Origin of the sequence: Nocardia carnea (assembly GCF_029869215.1) — a bacterium.
Lineage (GTDB): Bacteria > Actinomycetota > Actinomycetes > Mycobacteriales > Mycobacteriaceae > Nocardia > Nocardia carnea_B.
The window spans coordinates 1-4,054 of record NZ_JARWPM010000408.1 but is presented as its reverse complement, the minus strand read 5'-3'; the positions used below and the strand labels follow the sequence as shown (position 1 = coordinate 4,054).

Sequence of the window (4,054 nt, the reverse complement as noted above, 5' to 3'; positions counted from 1 at the left end):
GCGTACCACCTCGCGGGGGGGGGGGGGCCCCCCCGGGCGGCCGGCCCCCCGGGGGGGGCCCCCCACCCCCCCCCGGGGGGGCGGGGCGGGGGGGGGGACCCCGCCCCCACCCCCCCCCCCGCCCCCCCCGGGGGGGGGGGGGGGGCCCCCCCGGGGCGGCCCGCCCCCCGGGGCGCCCCCCCCCCCCCCCGAGGTGGTACGCCGCGGCGCGGTCAGCCGGTGACAGCAGGTTCGCCGGCCGGTTCGACCTTGACCCAGGTGCTGTTCACCGCCGCATTGCCGGAGATGCGGTCCACCTGGTCCGGGTCGTGCAGCAGGTTCACATTGGCACCCGGCAGCGAAGCGGCCACCGTCCAGCCCACACCCGGTTCCCGATGACCCCAGCCGTGCGGGATCGCCACCGTGCCGGGCCGGATATCGTCGCTGATCTCCACCGGCACCGCGATGGCCCCGATCGGCGAACTCACGGTGACGCGATCGCCGTCGGACAGCCCGCGCTCGGAGGCATCCCGCGGATGCATCAGCGCGGTACAGCGATCGCGGCCCTTCACCATGGCCGGCACATTGTGCAGCCACGAATTGTTGCTGCGCAGGTGGCGGCGGCCGATCAACCGCAGGTCGAAACCCTCGTCGCGGGCCGCGCCGGCGTCGGCGAGCAAGCGGCGGGCCTCGGCGACGAACGGTGCCGGAGCCAGCTGCACCCGGCGATCGGCGGTAGCGATCAGCGAGCGCAACCGTGGGCGCAGCGGCCCCAGATCGATGCCACCGCGGGCCGCGCGGACCTTCGCCAGCGTGACCCCCTTACGCCCCCGTCGCAGCACCCCGTGCGGCCCGACCGCGATCCCCAGCGCCGCCGCCCGCAGCGGGCTGAACCGGGCGAAGATCGCGTTGAGGGCACGGCCGGTGAGCGACCGCAGCGGTAGCGGCAGGATCTCGGTGGTCAGCCGCGCCATGATCTCCCAGTCCTCGAGACCGTCCGCGGGTGCGTCGACCGCGCGCGCGTTGTAGCGAATGTTGTTGTGCACGCTGAACATCGTCAGGAGGATGTCGAGATCCTCGCGTTCCAGCGGTGATATCGGCGGCAGGATGATATCGGCGTGCCGGGTGGTCTCGGTGATATACATGTCCACGGCCACATAGAAATCCAGCGAACTCAGCGCCTTGTCCAGTTGTCCGCGTTGCGGAGTGGACAGGACCGGGTTACCGGCATAGGTGATCATGGCGCGGATCTGTTCCGGGCCCTCGTCGAGGATTTCGGAAGCCAGCGCGGCCACCGGCAGTTCGAAACGGAACGATTTGTACTTTCCCGAACGGTCGGTCCAGGCGCCGTGGAACGGTGGCATCCGCCGGGCCAGCGGCAGCAGATCCACCGCCGGGGTGGCATACATCTGGCCGCCGGGGCGGTCGAGGTTTCCGGTGAGTGCGTTGATGGTGTTCACCAGCCAATGGGTGACTGTGCCGGTGACCGTCTGGCAGACCCCGATCCGGGCGTACATCACCGCCGATTTCGCCGCGGCGTGTTCGCGAGCCAGCCGCCGGATGGTCTCGGCGTCGACCCCCGCGAACGGCGCGGCCGCCTCGGGCGTGAAGCCGGACACCAGGTCCAGTAGTGTTTCGGAACCGCTGCACTGGGCGCGCAGCGCGGTGCGGTCGCACAAATCCTCGGTGAGCAGAACATGCAGAACCGCCAGCAGCAGATACGGATCCCCACCCGGGAGCACCGCGACATGTTCGTCGGCCAGGCGGGCGGTTTCGGTGCGCCGCGGGTCGATCACCACCACCTTGCCGCCGCGGGACCGGACGTCTTTGATCCGGTTCTTGGCGCCCGGCATCGTGGTGACCGAACCGTTGGACACCGCCGGATTGGCACCGATGATCACCAGCCGGTCGGTGCGGTCGATATCGGCGATGGGCATGAGGAAGTTCGACCCGTACATCTGCCAGGCCACGAATTCCTGCGGGAACTGATCGATCGAGGAGGCGGTGTAGAAGTTGCGGGTCATCAGTCCCGCGCGCAGCGCCATCGCGTACATGATCGCGGAATTGTGCGCGGCCGGGTTGCCGAGATACATCCCCACAGCGTGCGGACCGTGCTCGCGCCGGACCTGCCGCAGCCGGGTGCCGACCTCGCGGAACGCCTCGTCCCACCCGATGGGTTCGAATCGGTCGCCCACGCGCCGCACCGGTGTCCGCAACCGGTCGGGGTCGTCGTGCAGGCCCGCCATCGCGGTGGCCTTGGGGCAGATATAGCCCTTGGACAGCACGTCCTCGGGGTTGCCCTCGATACGGGTGATTCGTGTGTCCTCGACGGTCACCAGGATGCCGCAATGGGCCTCACAGAGGGTGCACTGCCGGGCGACGGTTGCTGTGGTCATGGGGTTCACATCACCTTCTGTCGCGTCGTCGTCGACGCGCCGCGGGAACCGGATTACGGGGCTGATCCGGATCCTCGGTCGCTCTGGTCTGCCGAGATGGGTGAGCGGCCCGGCGAAATGGTTCGCTGAGATAAATTCCCACTCGATCTCTCAGTTACGAGGGTAGACCGATCCGTGAAGGAGACACAACAGCTCGCCGGCCGGAAATCCGGCGGCCCGTACCGCTACTCGCGCGCCGACTGCTCCCGCAGCCGAGCCAAGGTTTTGGTGAGAATCCGCGATACATGCATCTGTGAAATGCCCATCTGGGCGGCGATCTGCGTCTGGGTCATCGACTCGAAGAACCGCATGGTCAGAATGCGGCGCTCGCGCTCGGGCAGGCCCGCCAGCAGCGGCCGGATCGCCACATACTCCTCGACCCGGTCGAACTGCGCTTCCTCCTCGCCCAGGGTGTCCAGCAGGGAGGCGTCGGTATCGCGGCCCACCGAAGCCGCATCGATCGAGGTCGGCTGATAGGCGTTCCCGGCGATCACGGCCTGCGTCACCTCGTCGGGGTCGACATCGAGTTCCGCCGCGATCTCCTTGGCGGTGGGCGAGCGGCCCAGCGACTGCGACAGCGAGTCCACCGCCGCCCCGATCCGCAGATGGGTTTCCTTCACCCGGCGCGGAACCCGCATGGCCCAGGTGTTGTCCCGGAAATACCGGCGCACCTCCCCCATGATGGTGGGAACCGCGAACGACAGGAAATTCGAGCCCCGGGAGACATCGAACCGATCCACCGCGTGCACCAGCCCGACCCGGGCCACCTGGGTCAAATCGTCGAACGGTTCGCCCCGGCCACTGAATTTCCGGGCGATATGGTCGGCCAGCGGGATACAACGCCCGATCAATTCGTTGCGTAACGCCGCATACTCGGCGGAATCCGCTTCGGTGGCCGCCAGCCGGGTGAACAATCCCGCGACATCGTCGTAGCCGCCGGCCTGAGCGGTCTCCGCCAGCTCGGCGTCGTCCGCGCTCTCATCCTCGTCCGTGGCCTCGGCGCCGGATTCCGCCGCCGCGGCCGGATCGTCCGATAGGCCGGGATCCGCCGCGGGACCTGGACCGCCGCCGGTTTCGAGTATCTCGTCCGGATCGAGCGGCTTGTTCTGTTCGGTCACGCTTTCCCCCGGACCCGACGGAACTCGACCGCTGTCGGATATCCGGAAACCTGCTGGTCGAAGGACTCCTGCCGGGCATCCACGGCATCGGTGAGCGTGCGCAGCACATGCCAGCCGAAACTGCGCGAATCGGGCAGCCCCTCGCGCGCCGAGATCCCGGCGACCCGTACCCGGAGATCGTTCTCACCGATGGTGAACACGCAGTGCAGACTGGTACCGGGCGCCGCCAGCCCGATCAGGGTGGAACAGGCCTCGTCCACCGCGAGCCGGATATCGGCGACCTCGTCCAACGTGAAATCACTGAGCAAGACCAGAGTTTCGGCGAGACCGCGCACGATCGGCAGCTGCGTCACCGAAACCGCCACCCGAATCTCCACCGGGGAGCCGTGAATCCCCTCTTCCGCCGACGTATTGATCACCCAGGCAGGCTATAGCATTTGGCGCCCCCGGCGGCGGCCGCGGGGGGGGGGGGGGGCAAGTTGGAAGCGGGAGGGGCGAGCGAGCACAAGAAGAGCCGGCGCG

General features: G+C 68.9%; 3 protein-coding genes. All 3 read right to left on the bottom strand.

Annotated elements, in window-relative coordinates:
* Positions 1 to 212 precede the first annotated feature (212 nt).
* The 3 genes from QH276_RS29820 to QH276_RS29810 all read right to left on the bottom strand — a co-directional run bounded on the left by QH276_RS29820 (position 213) and on the right by QH276_RS29810 (position 3,951).
* Positions 213 to 2,375 carry a molybdopterin oxidoreductase family protein gene (locus QH276_RS29820; RefSeq protein ID WP_280397028.1) on the bottom strand — a complete coding sequence of 721 codons (2,163 nt, stop codon included), beginning with the start codon at positions 2,373 to 2,375 and terminating at the stop codon, positions 213 to 215.
* Positions 2,376 to 2,599: 224 nt separating this feature from the next.
* Complete coding sequence (locus QH276_RS29815; RefSeq protein ID WP_432278554.1) at positions 2,600 to 3,532, bottom strand: RNA polymerase sigma factor SigF; 933 nt, start codon at positions 3,530 to 3,532, stop codon at positions 2,600 to 2,602.
* Entirely contained in the window at positions 3,529 to 3,951 is a 423-nt protein-coding gene (locus tag QH276_RS29810; protein ID WP_280406976.1) for an ATP-binding protein, read from the bottom strand. Before QH276_RS29810 ends, QH276_RS29815 begins: the two co-directional genes overlap by 4 nt.
* Between the last annotated feature and the right edge of the window lie 103 nt (positions 3,952 to 4,054).